Here is a 14,183-nt window from a genome sequence, read left to right on the forward strand (position 1 = left end):
CATGATCCGCGGGCCCCGGCGTTTGCCGGGGCCCGCGGCATAGACTCTCCCTCATGGCCACATCCGCCGCGCCCATCTTCTTCGACGACGTCCGCAACTACCTGGACGCCGCCATGTGGTTCGTGTCCATGGCGGTGCAGGCGGTCGCCCTGATCCATTGCCTGACACAGCGCGGCGCCGGCTTCCAGGCGCTCGGGACACTGCCGAAAGGCGCGTGGGCCGCGATCATCGGCGTCTGTCTGGCGCTGACCGTGCTCGTCGGCCTGGGTCTGCTCATCATCACGATGATCGGTGTCGCCGCGGCGCTCATCTACATGCTCGACGTCCGCCCGGGCCTCAAGGATCTGTCGGACGGCAAGGGCTTCTGGTGATCCGGGCCGGCCGTTGAGGAATCGTTTCGGCCCGCCTCCTCCGGACGGCGGGCCGCGCCTCCAGCGCATGGACCGGAGCGGCCCGCGGACCGGTCGCCCCACGTTGCCGGGTCCGGCCACCGAGCTGGTCACTCTCCCCTCGGGGGTACGGGTGGAGCAGCTCGTCACCGGTGCCGGCGACCCGGTGACGGTGTTCGCGCACGGGCTGGCCGGGGACGTCTCCGGCACCCGCCCGCTGGGCAGCGCGGTCGCCGGCCGCCGGGTGTTCTTCCACTTCCGCGGGCACGGCCGCTCCGATGCGCCGCCCGGCCCGTGGTCCTTCGGTGACCTGGCCGCCGACCTGCGCGGTGTCGCCGACCTGTCCGGGGCCACCCGGGCGCTCGGCGTCAGCATGGGCGCCGCCGCGCTGTGCCGCCTGCTCACCGAGGCTCCGGACCGGTTCGAGCGGGTGGTCCTCTACCTGCCGGCCGCGCTGGACGGGTCCCGGACGGCCGCCTCGGTGCAGCGCCTCTCCCGGCTGCTGGCGTCGGTCGAGTCGGGGGAGGCCGCGGTGATCGCCGCGGCGGTCGAGCAGGAGCTGCCGTCCTCGGTGCGCAACACCCCGGCCGGCTGGAGCTTCCTGCGGCAGCGGGTCGAGCAGCTGCAACGGGACGGGCTGGCGCCCGAGGTCGAGACGCTGTGGTCGGCGCCGCCGGTGGCCGACGAGTCTTTGTTGCGGCGTTTCCGGGGCCGGGCGCTGGTGATCGGCTGTCTCGGCGACGAGGTGCACCCGGTGGCCTGGGCGGAGCGGATCGCCGGTCTGTTGCCCGGCGCCGAGCTGGAGGTGTACGACCGGCCGGCCGTTCTGTGGAACAACCGGGCCGAGTTGCGGGACCGCGTCTCCGCCTTCCTCAACGCTTGAGTTCGGGAGCTATGTCCGGAAAGCCGTAACTTTTCCCGCGGTAGAGCGGTGAGTATTACGTGCGCTTGTCCCCCAAGTCCGTTTTCCTCGCTTTGGTGGTTCTCGGGCTGCCGTTCGCGGTCGTGGCCGGCTGGGCCCTCGGAGCGCCGGTCGCGCGCCAGGCCGGCCTCGGCGCCCCGGACGGGTCCGGCGCCATCCTCGGCGACGGCGGTCTGGGCGCCGCGCCGGACGGGGCGGCCCCGACCCGGGACTCCGCCGCCGGCTACACGGCCCGGCCACCCCGCGCCACCCCGGACCCGGTCCCGTCACTGTCGGCGCCGGCGGCCGGGCCCGCCACGGTCATCGCCACCGTGACGGTCGTCCAGTCCGTGCCGGTGTCGCCGGTCGAGACCACCGATCCGCCGCTCACCGCGCCGCCGGTGCCGACCCCGACCCAGCCGGACCAGCCGCCCAGCCCGTCCGCCACACCGTCCTCGCCGAGCGCATCCGCCACCCCCTCCGCATCGACCCCGGTAGCGATGGGGTTCTAAGCTCACGCAACGTGAGCGGTGATCAGAAACGTCCGGTAACAGCCCTCCGTGAGTTCTTCACCGGAGCCGGGTTGCTGGGCCGTGGGCTCGGCCTGGTGCTGGGCAACCCCCGGCTCTTCCTCATCGGGCTGATCCCGGCGCTGATCTCCGGAGTCCTCTACACGGCCGCGATGGTAGTGCTGCTGCGGTTCCTGCCGGATCTCTCGGCACAGGTCACCTGGTTCGCCGACGACTGGTCGGGCTGGCTGCGCGGCACCTTCCGGGTGCTCGGCGGCACCGCGGTGCTCGGCCTCAGCGTGCTGATCGGCGTCCTGACCTTCACCGCCGTGACGTTGCTGATCGGCGACCCGTTCTACGAGAAGATCTCGGAACTGGTCGAGGACCGGTTCGGCGGCGTGCCCGAGGCGGTGAACCTCGGCTTCTGGGAGGCGCTGCGCCGCAGCCTCGTCGACTCGCTCAAGCTGATCGGCATCTCGATCCTGGTCGGCATCCCGCTCTTCCTGCTCGGGTTCCTGCCGTTCGTGGGCCAGACCGTGATCCCCGTGCTGGCCGGCGCGATCGGCGGCTGGCTGCTCGCCCTGGAGTTGACCGGCGTCCCGTTCCAGCGGCGTGGCCAGCGGCTGCGGCACCGTCGCGTGGTGCTCGGACATCACCGCGCCCTGGCCCTGGGCTTCGGCTCGGCCGTCTTCGCCTGCTTCCTTATCCCGCTCGGCGCCGTCCTGGTGATGCCGGCCGCCATCGCCGGCGCCACGCTGCTGGCCCGGCGGTCGCTCGGTAAGCCCATCGAGATCACCAGTACCGCCTCGCTGTGAGGATCGACCTGGTCGAGGGCGACATCACCGCCCGGTCCGCGGACGTGATCGTCAACGCGGCCAACTCGTCGCTGCTCGGCGGCGGCGTGGACGGGGCGATCCACCGTAAGGGCGGACCGGAGATCCTGGCCGAGACCCGGATGCTGCGGGCCTCCCGCTACGGCCGTGGACTGCCGGTCGGCCAGGCCGTCGCGACCACGGCGGGCCGGCTGCCGGCCCGCTGGGTGGTGCACACGGTCGGCCCCGTCTTCAGTGCCACCGAGGACCGCTCCGAGCTGCTGCGTGCCTGCTACACGAACTCCCTTCAGGTGGCCGACGACCTGGGCGCGGTCTCGGTGGCGTTCCCGCTGATCTCGGCCGGGGTCTACCGCTGGCCGGTCGAGGACGCCGTCCGCCAGGCTCTCACCGTGCTCGGCGCCGCCACCCCGCACCACGTCCGCGCCGCGACCCTGGTCCTGTTCGGGTCCGAGGCGGCGGCCGTCGGGCGTGCGGTCCAGGCCGTTATGTTTCCGTGACCTGAGGATCAGAACCACCCCGTCCGGGAGTGCATCGCACTACATGTCGAAGCAGCCTGGACAACGGGGAAGAACAATGACTTTCAGCATCAAGTCGGTCGGTATCGCCGCTGCGGGCATCGCGGCCATCGCCTCGGCGGCCGTCCTGCCGGCGCCCGCCTACGCCGCCTCGGCCGGTACGGCGTTCATCGCCGACTACACCGTCGAGTTCACGGCTGCCAAGGGCGCGGTCAACGACGTCGTCATCACCGTGAACGGGAACACGGTCACCATCGACGACCGGGTCGCGATCAAGCCGGGCCCGGGCTGCCGGGCCGTCCCCGGCGACAGCACCAAGGTCCGGTGCACCGACGACCACCTGTTCTGGATCTTCGCCAAGCTCGGCGACCGGAACGACCGCATCGTCAACCGGAGCGCCATCGACATCATGGTCCTGGGCGGGACCGGCGACGACCGGATCGTCGGCGGCTCCACCGCGGACAGCCTCTACGGCGGCAGCGGCCGGGACGTGCTCTCCGGTGGCGCCGGACCGGACAGCCTGATCGGCGGCGCCGGCGACGACGTGCTCGGTGGCGGCGCCGGCAACGACAACCTCAATGCCGACGCCGGACGGGACGTCATGCGCGGCGGCAGCGGGATCGACCTGGCCTACTACGGCGGCCGGCGCGGCGCCGTGCGGGTCGACCTGGACGGCGCCAAGGGCGACGACGGCGCGCCGGGCGAGGGGGACGCCGTCGGCGCCGACGTCGAGATGATCGTCGGCGGCGCCGGGAACGACCGGCTGACCGGCAACGGGGCCGCCAACCGGATCTACGGCGGCACCGGTGACGACCGCATCTCCGGCGGCGGCGGCAAGGACCTGCTCGTCGGGCAGGGCGGCAACGACACGCTGCGCGGGGACGCGGGCAGCGACCGGCTCTACGGGGAGCAGGAGCACGCCCGCGTGCCGGACGCGGACGGCACGCCCGCCAGCAACCCGAAGGCCAAGGACCACCTCAACGGCGGCACCGCCACCGACACCTGCGTGGGCGGCTCCGCAACCACGAAGGTCAACTGCGAGATCCGCCGCGAGTCCTGAAATGCCCGGCGGGACCACCGATCTACGCCCGGCGCGGGCGGCACAGGCCGGACCCGGCAGTGAGATCGCTGTTTGCCCGGGGCGGCTCGGGTAGGCGTACAGGGAAGGCGTCGGAAAGCGGGAAGGACGTCTCGGTCGGCCGCGGAAACGGCCGTGAGGGCCGGGAATGATCAGGCCGAGGCGCGGACGATGAGTTCGGTGGGCAGGATGATCGCGGGCGGCACGCCGGGGTCGCCGGAGATCAGGCGGAGCATCTCGCGGGCCATCGTGCGGCCGGCCTCGCCGATCGGCTGGCGCACCGTGGTGAGCGGCGGGTCGCTGTAGCGACTGACCTCGAAGTCGTCGAAGCCGATCACGGCGACGTCCTCCGGGACCCGGCGACCGGCGTTGCGCAGGGTTTGCAGGGCGCCGTGGGCCATCAGGTCGGAGGCGGCGAAGACGGCGTCCAGGTCCGGGTCGCGGTCGAGCAGTTCGCGCATCGCGGTGATGCCGGAGTCGCGGGTGAAGTCGCCGGTGACGACGAGTTCCGGGAGGCCGGCCGCGCGCAGCGTGTCGTGGTAGCCGGTGAGGCGTTCGAGGCCGGCCACCATGTCCTGTGGGCCGGCTATGGTCGCGATGCGCCGGCGACCGGAAGTGATCAGGTGTTGGATGGCCGCGGCGACACCGCCGGCGTGGTCGACGTCCACGTACGGAACCGGCGGGTCGGCGATCATCGGGCGACCGCTGCAGATCACCGGGATGCCGCGGCGGGCCAGCAGGCCGGGCAGCGGATCGGCGCCGTGGATCGAGGCGAACATGACGCCGTCGACGTGGCCGGCCACCGCGTAGCGCTCGACCCGGGCGTAACCGGCCGCCGAACCGGCCATCATCAGCACCAGCTGTTTGTCGGCGGCCTCCAGTTCGGAGCCGACGCCGCGGATGATGGCCGGGAAGAACAGGTCGTCGGAGAAGACCCGGTTCGCCGTCTCCGGAAGGATCAGGGCGATCGAGTCGGTCTGCCGGGTGACCAGGCTCCGGGCCGCCTGGTTCGGCACGTAGCCGAGTTCGTCGACGGCCTGGTTGACGGCCTCGCGGATGGAGGCCGCCACCGTGGTCGAACCGTTGACGACGCGGGACACCGTCGCGCGGGAGACCCCGGCTCGACGGGCGACCGCTTCCAGGGTCGGGCGTTCCCGCGTCGTCACAAGCCCCCCGCTCTGAAATGGCTCAGCCCAGGCCGTTGCGCCGGATCACCTCGCTGTACCACTTCGCGCTGTCCTTGAGCACCCGCTGTTGCGTGGTGTAGTCGACGTGCACCATACCGAAACGCTTCGCGTAGCCCTCGGCCCATTCGAAGTTGTCCATCAACGACCAGGCGAAGTATCCCCGCAGATCCACTCCGGCCGCCAGAGCGTCGTGGCAGGCGCGCAGGTGGGAGTCCACGTACTCGATCCGGCGCAGGTCGTGGACCTCGCCGTTCTCGGCCGGGCCGTCCGGGTACGCCGCGCCGTTCTCGGTGATCATCAGCGGGACGCCCGGGTAGTCCCGGTGCAGGCGGGTCAGCAGGCGGGTCAGCGCGGCCGGCTCGATCTGCCAGTTCATGTCGGTGACCGGGCCGACCGGGGAGCGGAACTTGACGCCGTGGCTGCCCGGGTAGTCGAGCGGGCCCGGGTGGCCGGGGGCCGCCGAGACGTACGCCGGGGTGTAGTAGTTGATGCCCAGCACGTCGATCGGCGCGTTGATGATCGTTTCGTCGCCGTCGCGGATCCAGACCGGGTCGGCGATCCGGGCGATGTGCGCCAGCACGTCGGCCGGGTAGTGGCCCTTGAAGAGCGGGTCCAGGAAGATCCGGTTGGCCAGGCCGTCGATCAGGTGGGCGGCCGCGCGGTCGGCCTCGCTGTCCGGGTCGAGCGGGGCGACGGCGCACGGGTTCAGCGTGATGCTGATGCTCTTCGCGCCGGCCGCGCGCAGCGCCCGGGTGGCCAGACCGTGCGCCAGGTTGAGGTGGTGCGCCGCGGTCAGGGCGGCGACCGGGTCCTGGACGCCGGGCGCGTGGATGCCGGAGCCGTAGCCGAGGTAGGCCGAGCACCACGGCTCGTTCAGCGTGGTCCAGGTGGTGACCCGGTCACCGAGACGGCGGTGGACGATCTCGGCGTAGTCGGCGAACGCCTCGGCGGTCTCCCGGTTGGTCCAGCCGCCGCGGTCCTCGAGCGTCTGCGGCAGGTCCCAGTGGTAGAGGGTGACCACCGGGTCGATGCCCTTGCCGAGCAGTTCGTCGGTGAGCCGGTCGTAGAAGTCCAGGCCGCGGACGTTGACCGGGCCGGTGCCGTCCGGGCGGATCCGGGGCCAGGCGATCGAGAAGCGGTACGAGGCCAGGCCCAGCTCGGCCATGAGCGCGACGTCCTCGGCGTACCGGTGGTAGTGGTCGCACGCGATGTCGCCGGTGTGGCCGGCGAAGACCCTGCCCGGTGTGCGGCTGAAGGTGTCCCAGATGGACGGGCCGCGGCCGTCCTCCCTCGCGGCGCCCTCGATCTGGTACGAGGCCGTGGCCGCTCCCCAGATGAAACCTTCGGGGAAGGTGATCCCCGCGGGGGCCGGCTGCGCCGACGTGGACGTGACGGTTGCCGTCATGTCTTCTCCGCTTCCTGATGATCCGCTGAACTTAACCGGTTCATCTTACGGCCTGGCGACGCGGTGACAACGGATCTTGACACCGAACCTCAGCCGGTGTGCAGGGCCTGCACCAGCCGCGGATCGCCGGTGAGGGCGAGTTGATCGGTCCGTTTCCGGCCCATCAGGGCCAGTTGCAGGTCGCTGGCCGTGCCGGTGATCCTCGCCCGGGGGTGATGATCGTCGCCGTCCAGGATCGTGCCGGTGTCCAGCAGGGCGATGCCGGTGCCGCGCAGCCGGACGAACCACTCCTGCGCCGCGTCCGTCCCGACCAGGTGCACGACGCCGTGCATGTCGGCCGGGCCCTGGCGCTTGCCGGCCGGCAGCCAGGTGTCCAGGATCTCGCTCACGCCGTCGGTGGCGAGTTTCGTCTCGATCGGGGTGGCCCGCCCGGCGGCCGACTCGGCGTCCCACCGGTGCACCGAGATCTCGTGGGCCATCCGGCGATGCCAGAAGACGGCCCGCTTCGGCTGTGGCGCCCAGTTCCACGCCGGGAGGTCCGGGTCGAGCGCCTCCAGCGTCTCGATGGTGCCGGTGATCTCGCGGCGCAGGTGGTCGAGCGCCTCGGACCACTCGGCCGGGCGCTCCGGATGGACGAACCCCTCGTGGCGCACTGTCACGCCGCGGGGCACCGTGCCGCGCACCCAGTTCAGCACCGTGGTCACATGATGGGCGAGGTCGGCGACGGTCCAGTCCGGGCAGCCCGGAACCACCGCGTCCGGCCCACTCTCGGCGACGGCGTCCCACAGCGCCGGGCCGTCGGCACGCAGCGCGGCCAGCCAGAAATCCTTCGTCGCGTGCAACCTGTTCATCGCAGTCGTCTCCCGCTCGGCCGGACCGCCGGTGAAACCCCCCGCAGTGTGAGCTTAGGGTGAGCGTCGTGACTGACACTTCCCTGGCGGCGTACACGACGCTACGCCTCGGCGGCCACGCCGGCACAGTGACCAACGCGGTCCATACGGACGAGGCGGTCGCCGCGGTCCGTAAGGCCACCGCGGAGGGGCGGCCGTTGCTGGTGCTGGCCGGCGGCAGCAACGTCGTGATCGGCGACTCCGGCTTCGACGGCGAGGTGCTGCTGCTGCGCGACCGGGGCGTCGAGGTGGTCGGTGAGGACGCCTCCGGTGTGCTGGTGCGGGTGTCGGCCGGCGAGCCCTGGGACGACTTCGTGGCGTACGCCGTGGCGAACGGATGGTCCGGCGTCGAGTGCCTGTCCGGGATCCCGGGCGCGGCCGGGTCGACCCCGATCCAGAACGTCGGAGCGTACGGCCAGGAGGTCGCGCACACGATCGAGGCGGTCCACGCGTACGACCGGATCGCCGACGAGACCCGCGTCATGTCCCCGGCCGACTGCGGTTTCGGCTACCGGTCCAGCGTGTTCAAGCACGACGACCGGCATCTGGTCACCGCCGTCGACTTCCGGCTCGCCCGCTCGGCGGAGTCGGCCCCGATCCGGTACGCGGAACTCGCCCGTACCCTCGGCGGCTCGGCCGGCGATCGGGTGCCGCTGCGGCAGGCCCGCGACACGGTGCTCAAGCTGCGCGCCGGCAAGGGCATGGTGCTCGACCCGGAGGACCGGGACACCTGGTCGGTCGGGTCGTTCTTCACCAATCCGGTGGTGCCCGCGGAGTTCTTCGCGACGTTGGGCGAGATGCCGCACTGGCCGGGCGCGGACGGGACCGTGAAGATCCCGGCGGCGTGGCTGATCGAGCAGTCCGGTTTTCCGAAGGGGTACGCCGGGGACGGCGTGGCGATCTCCGGCAAGCACACGCTGGCGCTGACCAACCGCGGTGACGGCAGTACGGCGGCCCTGCTCGACCTGGCCCGGACGATCCGCGACGGGGTCCGTGCCCGGTTCGGTGTCGAACTGCACCCGGAGCCGGTTCTGATCAACTGCGCCCTCTGACCGTCTAACGCCAGCCGAACACCTGCGTGTAGTACGGAGTGCCGTCGGCCGCGTAGGCCACGCCGGCTCCGACCGAGCGGGCCTTGCAGTTGAGGATGTTGCGCCGGTGGCCCGGGCTGGACATCCACGCGGCCATCACCTCGGGCACGGTGCGGTAGCCCCAGGCGATGTTCTCCCCGGCGGGCTGCTGGTATCCGGCTTCCGCGGTGCGGTCCACGAAGGTCGAGCCGTCCCGCCAGACGTGACTGAAGAGCCGGGTCCGGGCCATGTAGTTGCTCTGCCGCAGGGACGCGGCGACCAGGTGGTCGTCGACCGTGAGGCCGGGACAGCCGGCGTTGCGGCGGGTCTCGTTGGTGAGGCGGACCACCTGGGCCATCACGGCGCGGGCCCGGAGCGGGGTGCGGTTCGGCACCGACCGGACGTTGACGGTGGTCGCCGGGGGCTCTCCTGCCGGGCTCGGCATGCCGGGTGAGGAAGTGCTGGTCCGTGGCGGGACGGCCTGCGGTCGTTCCGGGACGGTCGGCCCCTGGGCCAGGGCCGGTGCGGTGAGAGCGAACAGCACGGGTGCTGCCACGAGCGTGCCGACGCGTCGAACTACCAGGTCGAACACGAATGCCTCCCGGATGCAGGTATGGGCGCGGATCGCCCCGTTACTGCTAATCGCACCCCGTTACACGCGGCGTGTCACATCTTTCGGGGAATGGGCGGTAAGCCGTACGAGAAATGTCAGGCTGTAGGGATGTCCCGATCGGGCATGAGGGTTAGCTCGTTCAGGTCCACCGGCCGGATCCGCGGGGACCGGCTCCGGCCCCGCCCCTCGGCGCTAAACTGTCACTGTCCGTAAATAGGTGAACACATCACGCTATGGTGTGTTTGCGCCGGACTTTTCCTTCCCGCTGGCGTTCGCGCGGCGGGGATCGGCCGTGCCTGTACGAGGCACGAGCGCGAGTTGGGGGCAGGGTGAGCAAACGATGAGTCGCCTTCTCGTGGTCGAGGACGACCCGGACATCGCACTCGCTCTCCGGATGTTGTTCAGCCGGGCCGGATACGAGGTGGCGCACGCCGCCGACGGCCGCTCCGGGCTGAAGGAGGCCTACGCCGAACACCCCGACCTGGTGGTGCTCGACGTCGGCCTGCCGGAGATGGACGGCTGGCAGGTGCTGGAGCGGCTGCGTGACGTCTCGGACGTCCCGGTGCTGGTCCTCACGGCACACGGCCAGGAGGCGGAGAAGGTGCGCGGCCTGCGCGGCGGCGCCGACGACTACCTCACCAAGCCGTTCGCCAACAACGAGTTGCTGGCCCGGGTCGAGGCGCTGCTGCGGCGTTCCAACTCCGGACAGAACACCTGGGCCAGCCAGATCTACGACGACGGCCTCGTGCACCTGGACCCGACCAAGCGCCGGGTCTACGTCAAAGGCGACGAGAAGCGTCTCACGCCCACCGAGTTCCGCCTGCTCAACGCGCTGGTCCGGCATGCCGGCGCGGTCCTCAGCCCGAACCAGCTGCTCACCCAGGCGTGGGACGACCCGACCGGCATCGGCCAGGAGCGGGTCAAGTTCGCGGTGCTCCGTCTGCGCCGCAAGCTGGGCTGGTCCGATCCCGACGACTCTCCCATCGAGTCCGTCCGGGGCTTCGGCTACCGCTACCGGCGCCCGGGCGGCGAGGGCTGATTCTCGCCGTACCGGTCGAGTCTTCTCAGTTGACGCCAGCTCGAGTCGATGAGGGCAGTGAAGCCGAGCAGGAGGGTAGTGAGTCGTGGAAGACCTTGGCGAGATCGTTGGCGAATTCCTCATGGAGAGCCACGAGAACCTGGACCAGATCGACCGGGACCTCGTTAGCCTCGAACAGGAACCGGGCTCGCGTGACCTGATCTCCCGCATCTTCCGGGCGATCCACACGATCAAGGGCACCAGTGGGTTCCTGGCGTTCTCTCGTCTGGAGAAGCTGGCGCATGCGGGGGAGTCCCTGTTGTCCCGGCTCCGTGACGGGGTGCAGCCGGTCAGCCCGGAGACCATCACGGTCCTGCTGTTGTGCATCGACGGTGTCCGGTCCATCCTCGCCTCCATCGAGGAGAACGGTTCCGAGGCCGAAGTCGACATCGACAGTGTGATCGTCAAGATCCAGGCGCAGATGAACGCGCCCTCGGACGGCGCTCCCGCGGCCGCCCCCGCCCCCGCGCCGGCCGCCGAGGCCGAGGCGCCGGTGAGCGTCGAGCAGGAGTCCGCGGAGATCGCCCGGTCGGCCCCCGAGCCGGTCGCCGATCAGCGTCAGCCGCTCGGCCAGATCCTGGTCGACGCCGGCGCGGCGCAGGCCTCCGACGTGAGCTCGGCGCTCCAGCAGCAGATCGAGGGTGACGAGCGCAAACTCGGCACCATCCTGCTCGAGGAGGGCAAGACCCAGCCGGCCGCGGTCAACGAGGCGCTGCAGTCCCAGACTCCGAAGCGGAGCATCGCGGACAGTGCGATCCGGGTCGACGTCGACCTGCTCGACACCCTGATGAACATGGTCGGTGAGCTGGTGCTCGCCCGGAACCAGCTGGTCCGCGGCGTGATGGAGACCGGTGACTCCGGCCTGGTCCGTAGCGCCCAGCGGCTCGGCATGATCACCAGTGAGCTGCAAGAGGGCATCATGAAGACCCGGATGCAGCCCATCGAGCACATCTGGTCCAAGCTGCCCCGGGTCATCCGGGATCTGAGCAACTCGATGGGCAAGCAGGTCGCCCTGGTCATGGAGGGCAAGGAGACCGAGCTCGACCGGAGCCTGCTGGAGGCGGTCAAGGACCCGCTGACCCACCTCGTGCGCAACGCGGTGGACCACGGCATCGAGGATCCAGAGCGGCGGATCGCCAGCGGCAAGGGGCCGGAGGGCACGCTCACGCTCCGCGCGTACCACGAGGGTGGTCACGTCGCGGTCGAGGTCGCCGACGACGGTGCTGGTCTGGACATCGAACGGATCGCGCAGAAAGCCGTGCAGAACGGCCTGCTCCGACCGGAGCAGATCCCGAACATGGATAAGCGCGACATCATGGCGATGGTCTTCCAGCCCGGCTTCTCCACCGCCGCGAAGGTCACCAACGTCTCCGGACGCGGCGTCGGCATGGACGTGGTCAAGACCAACATCGAGAACATCGGCGGCGCGGTCAGCGTCGACTCGACACCCGGCGAGGGTACGGTCTGGCGGCTCACCATCCCGCTGACGCTCGCGATCATCCAGGCGCTCACCGTCGACTGCGGCGACCAGCGTTACGTCGTGCCCCAGGTCGCGGTGCTGGAGCTGGTCTTCATCGACGGCAACACCACCAAGGTCGAGTACGCCTCCGGCGCGCCCGTCTACCGGTTGCGCGGCAAGCTGCTCCCGCTGGTCCGTCTGGACCGCGCGCTCGGCCTCGAGGTCGGCGGCGACCAGGGCGTCTACATCATGGTGCTGCAGGCCGACGGCCGGCGGTTCGGCCTGGTCGTGGACCGGGTGCTGAACACCGAAGAGGTCGTCGTCAAAGCCCTCAACACCAGATTCAAGGACATCGGACTGTACGCCGGGGCGACGATCCTGGGTGACGGGAAGGTGGGCCTCATCCTGGACGTCTCCTCGCTGGCCCGGCGCTCGCACCTCGCGGTCGACTCGGAGCGGGAGAGCGTCACCGAGAAGCGCGGCCAGCAAGCCGCCGGCACCGAGCGCCTGCTGGTCACCGCGGTCGGCGAACGCCGCGTGGCGATCCCGCTGGACACGGTCACGCGACTGGAGGAGTTCCCGCGCGACCGCATCGAGCACGCCGGATCCCGCGAGGTGGTCCAGTACCGGGGGCAGATCCTGCCGCTGGTGCGCCTGTCCCACCTGCTCGGGGCGTACGGCGAGGAGTTGGAGGGCGACACCGTCTCGGTGGTCGTCTACAGCGAGGGCGGAAAGAGCGTGGCACTGGTCGTGGACCGGATCGTGGACATCGCCGAGAACTCGACCACCGCGCGACGGGACGCGGAGGAGGACGGCCTGGTCGGCACCGCGGTGATCCAGCAGCGGGTCACCGAGCTGCTCGACGTGCGCCGGGCCATCCTCGCCGCGGATCCGAACTTCTACAGCGATTCCATGGACGAGATGATGGTGGAGGTCTGACATGGCGAGCCGTCAGTTCGCCACCTTCGAGGTGGACGGCCAGCTCTTCGGGGTCGAGGTGCACACGGTGCAGGAGGTGCTCTCGTACAACGAGTACACCCCGGTGCCGCTCGCCCCGCCGGCCGTGGGTGGACTCTTCAACCTGCGCGGCCAGGTGATCGCCGCGGTGGACCTGCGGGTGCAGCTCGGGCTGGCCCGCCAGGCCCTGCAGGGCCCGGTCATGAACGTCATCCTGCGCGGTGACGGTGAGCCGGTCTCCCTGCTGGTGGACAAGATCGGCGAGGTGGTGGATCTCGACGACGAGACGTTCGAACCGCCACCGGACACGCTGAGTGGCCCCACCCGGGAGCTCGTGGTCGGCACGTTCAAGCTGGACGGGCGGCTGATGCTGGCTCTTGACGTCAATCAGGCCGTCGACACATACCGCGCCACCCACTGATGTACAGCCTGGTCAGCGCCCCCGTTCTGGGCTTCGATCTGACCCGCCTCGAGGGCGGGCCGGCCGCGGCCGAGGTCCTGCTGCGCGCGTTGCGCCTGCAGGCCGGGGACCTACCGGTGCTCGCCGAGCGGCTGCCCGACGAGGAGGTCCGCGGACCGCTCTGGGTGGAGGTGGAGAGCGCCGCCCGCCGTATGCCGTCGCTCAAGGCGATGTCGAAAGACGACCCGGCCGGAAACCTCGCATTGGTCGAGCGCGCGCCGATCGGTACGGTCGACGCCCTGCTGACCTGCCTGCGCTACGACGTGATGTCGTGGACCTGGGAGGGCGCCGGCCGGGCCGCCCGGCAGAGCGAGGACGCGGCAGCGGCGACCGCCCTGCTGTGTGACGCGGCGGTCGCCAGCTACCTGCGTGAGGTGCTGGACGACGACACCCGGCGACGGCTGGGCGCGGGCTGGGTGGCGGCGGTGCGGAAGCTGCCGACCGGTGCGCCGATCGACCTGGGCCCACACCACTACACGGTGTCGTCCCTGCTCGACCGGTTGCGCACGCTGCGGACCGAGGACCGGCAACGGGTCTCGACCGCGGCCGACGACGCCCGGCGGAACACCGCCGGCTGGTCGCCCGCCGTGCATTCGGCGTCGTGGGCGGCGTACCTCTCCGATCGGGTCCGAACCGCCGCCGCGGCACAGATGCTGCTGGTCCAGGCGGTGGATACGGCCGGGATTCCGCTGGCCGACCGGGCCGGCGGGGTCTGGAACATGCTCAGCGGCGCCGTTCAGGCGCTCGTGGTCCGCGATCTGCTGGACACCGCAACGGCACACCGGTTGCTCGCACCGGTCGTGGCGGCGCTCGGTCCGGCCTGGCTCGGTTGAAGGGAG

Annotated in this window: 15 protein-coding genes; 11 read left to right on the forward strand and 4 right to left on the reverse strand. The window is 71.0% G+C overall.

The genetic code is table 11. The annotated features are described in order from the left end of the window. Nucleotides 1–53: 53 nt before the first annotated feature. The 6 genes from IEZ13_RS13220 (at nucleotide 54) to IEZ13_RS47725 (ending at nucleotide 4,207) form a co-directional block, all read left to right on the forward strand. Nucleotides 54–371, forward strand: a complete 318-nt coding sequence (locus IEZ13_RS13220; RefSeq protein ID WP_183222455.1) for a DUF2516 family protein — start codon at nucleotides 54–56, stop codon at nucleotides 369–371. A gap of 13 nt (nucleotides 372–384) precedes the next feature. After that, complete coding sequence (locus tag IEZ13_RS13225; RefSeq protein WP_372441873.1) at nucleotides 385–1,272, forward strand: alpha/beta fold hydrolase; 888 nt, start codon at nucleotides 385–387, stop codon at nucleotides 1,270–1,272. A 95-nt stretch (nucleotides 1,273–1,367) separates the two neighbouring features. Next, nucleotides 1,368–1,802: a hypothetical protein gene (locus tag IEZ13_RS13230; protein WP_183222457.1), complete on the forward strand. Its 435-nt coding sequence runs from the start codon at nucleotides 1,368–1,370 to the stop codon at nucleotides 1,800–1,802. An 11-nt stretch (nucleotides 1,803–1,813) separates the two neighbouring features. After that, nucleotides 1,814–2,614, forward strand: coding sequence for an EI24 domain-containing protein (locus IEZ13_RS13235; RefSeq protein ID WP_183222458.1), 801 nt, complete (start codon nucleotides 1,814–1,816; stop codon nucleotides 2,612–2,614). Then, nucleotides 2,611–3,129: an O-acetyl-ADP-ribose deacetylase gene (locus IEZ13_RS13240; protein ID WP_183222459.1), complete on the forward strand. Its 519-nt coding sequence runs from the start codon at nucleotides 2,611–2,613 to the stop codon at nucleotides 3,127–3,129. The genes IEZ13_RS13235 and IEZ13_RS13240 overlap by 4 nt, the downstream gene beginning before the upstream one ends. Before the next feature lie 76 nt (nucleotides 3,130–3,205). Next, nucleotides 3,206–4,207 carry a calcium-binding protein gene (locus IEZ13_RS47725; RefSeq protein ID WP_275408367.1) on the forward strand — a complete coding sequence of 334 codons (1,002 nt, stop codon included), beginning with the start codon at nucleotides 3,206–3,208 and terminating at the stop codon, nucleotides 4,205–4,207. Between the two features lie 170 nt (nucleotides 4,208–4,377). On the opposite strand, the gene IEZ13_RS13250 is transcribed toward IEZ13_RS47725, so the two are convergent. From IEZ13_RS13250 to IEZ13_RS13260, 3 genes are all read right to left on the reverse strand, one after another. Next, nucleotides 4,378–5,391: a LacI family DNA-binding transcriptional regulator gene (locus tag IEZ13_RS13250; protein ID WP_183222461.1), complete on the reverse strand. Its 1,014-nt coding sequence runs from the start codon at nucleotides 5,389–5,391 to the stop codon at nucleotides 4,378–4,380. 22 nt (nucleotides 5,392–5,413) lie between these two features. Next, the gene (locus IEZ13_RS13255; RefSeq protein ID WP_183222462.1) at nucleotides 5,414–6,817 is read right to left on the reverse strand and encodes a GH1 family beta-glucosidase; all 1,404 of its coding nucleotides are present in this window, start codon (nucleotides 6,815–6,817) and stop codon (nucleotides 5,414–5,416) included. Nucleotides 6,818–6,906: 89 nt separating this feature from the next. Further along, nucleotides 6,907–7,668, reverse strand: coding sequence for a maleylpyruvate isomerase family mycothiol-dependent enzyme (locus IEZ13_RS13260; RefSeq protein ID WP_183222463.1), 762 nt, complete (start codon nucleotides 7,666–7,668; stop codon nucleotides 6,907–6,909). 68 nt (nucleotides 7,669–7,736) lie between these two features. On the opposite strand from IEZ13_RS13260, the gene IEZ13_RS13265 reads away from it, so the two are divergent. Further along, on the forward strand, nucleotides 7,737–8,759 hold the full coding sequence (locus IEZ13_RS13265; protein WP_268240094.1) for a UDP-N-acetylmuramate dehydrogenase: 1,023 nt from the start codon (nucleotides 7,737–7,739) through the stop codon (nucleotides 8,757–8,759). Between the two features lie 4 nt (nucleotides 8,760–8,763). On the opposite strand, the gene IEZ13_RS13270 is transcribed toward IEZ13_RS13265, so the two are convergent. Continuing rightward, complete coding sequence (locus IEZ13_RS13270; RefSeq protein ID WP_183222465.1) at nucleotides 8,764–9,369, reverse strand: CAP domain-containing protein; 606 nt, start codon at nucleotides 9,367–9,369, stop codon at nucleotides 8,764–8,766. Between the two features lie 361 nt (nucleotides 9,370–9,730). Here IEZ13_RS13270 and IEZ13_RS13275 point away from each other — a divergent pair, with 361 nt between their 5' ends. The 4 genes from IEZ13_RS13275 (at nucleotide 9,731) to IEZ13_RS13290 (ending at nucleotide 14,177) form a co-directional block, all read left to right on the forward strand. After that, nucleotides 9,731–10,429 carry a response regulator transcription factor gene (locus IEZ13_RS13275; RefSeq protein WP_183222466.1) on the forward strand — a complete coding sequence of 233 codons (699 nt, stop codon included), beginning with the start codon at nucleotides 9,731–9,733 and terminating at the stop codon, nucleotides 10,427–10,429. 85 nt (nucleotides 10,430–10,514) lie between these two features. Continuing rightward, a complete protein-coding gene (locus tag IEZ13_RS13280) occupies nucleotides 10,515–12,866 on the forward strand; it encodes a chemotaxis protein CheA (protein ID WP_183222467.1) in 2,352 nt (783 codons plus the stop codon). A 1-nt stretch (nucleotide 12,867) separates the two neighbouring features. Further along, nucleotides 12,868–13,305, forward strand: a complete 438-nt coding sequence (locus IEZ13_RS13285; RefSeq protein WP_183222468.1) for a chemotaxis protein CheW — start codon at nucleotides 12,868–12,870, stop codon at nucleotides 13,303–13,305. Further along, entirely contained in the window at nucleotides 13,305–14,177 is an 873-nt protein-coding gene (locus tag IEZ13_RS13290; protein WP_183222469.1) for a hypothetical protein, read from the forward strand. The genes IEZ13_RS13285 and IEZ13_RS13290 overlap by 1 nt, the downstream gene beginning before the upstream one ends. The last annotated feature ends 6 nt before the right edge of the window (nucleotides 14,178–14,183 follow it).

It is taken from the genome of Actinoplanes campanulatus (genome assembly GCF_014647795.1).
GTDB lineage: Bacteria > Actinomycetota > Actinomycetes > Mycobacteriales > Micromonosporaceae > Actinoplanes > Actinoplanes campanulatus.

Coding starts and splice junctions, on each gene's coding strand:
- IEZ13_RS13220 (WP_183222455.1), top strand. CDS start 54: ATGGCCACATCCGCCGCGCCCATCTTCTTCGACGACGTCCGCAACTAC.
- IEZ13_RS47725 (WP_275408367.1), top strand. CDS start 3,206: ATGACTTTCAGCATCAAGTCGGTCGGTATCGCCGCTGCGGGCATCGCG.
- IEZ13_RS13255 (WP_183222462.1), bottom strand. CDS start 6,817: ATGACGGCAACCGTCACGTCCACGTCGGCGCAGCCGGCCCCCGCGGGG.
- IEZ13_RS13260 (WP_183222463.1), bottom strand. CDS start 7,668: ATGAACAGGTTGCACGCGACGAAGGATTTCTGGCTGGCCGCGCTGCGT.
- IEZ13_RS13275 (WP_183222466.1), top strand. CDS start 9,731: ATGAGTCGCCTTCTCGTGGTCGAGGACGACCCGGACATCGCACTCGCT.
- IEZ13_RS13285 (WP_183222468.1), top strand. CDS start 12,868: ATGGCGAGCCGTCAGTTCGCCACCTTCGAGGTGGACGGCCAGCTCTTC.
- IEZ13_RS13290 (WP_183222469.1), top strand. CDS start 13,305: ATGTACAGCCTGGTCAGCGCCCCCGTTCTGGGCTTCGATCTGACCCGC.